The following is a 236-nucleotide window of genomic DNA, read 5'->3' as shown; positions in this document are numbered from 1 at the left end:
CCTGAGCGGCGTCCAGCAGCATTTCCAGCGCCGTGCGGACGGTCGCCAGCCTGACCTCCGTCCGGCCGATATCGCCATAGCGCATTTCCCGGTGCAGGATCGTGCCCGAACGGCTTTGAGCGGCGAGATGCACGAGGCCGACCGGCTTGTCCGCCGACCCGCCACCGGGACCGGCAATGCCCGTCACCGCGACTGCTACCGATGCCCGCGAACGGAACAACGCGCCATGCACCATC

1 protein-coding gene is annotated in these 236 nt (G+C 68.6%); it reads right to left on the bottom strand.

What is annotated here, in order from left to right; translation table 11 throughout:
- Nucleotides 1-236 (bottom strand): CinA family protein (locus tag KVS69_RS20600; protein ID WP_217540207.1); only part of this gene is annotated, 236 nt, incomplete at both ends.

This window comes from Stenotrophomonas sp. GbtcB23 (assembly GCF_019091045.1).
GTDB lineage: Bacteria > Pseudomonadota > Gammaproteobacteria > Xanthomonadales > Xanthomonadaceae > Stenotrophomonas > Stenotrophomonas rhizophila_A.
Note: the sequence above shows the minus strand (reverse complement) of the source record. Positions and strands in the feature narration are given on the sequence as shown.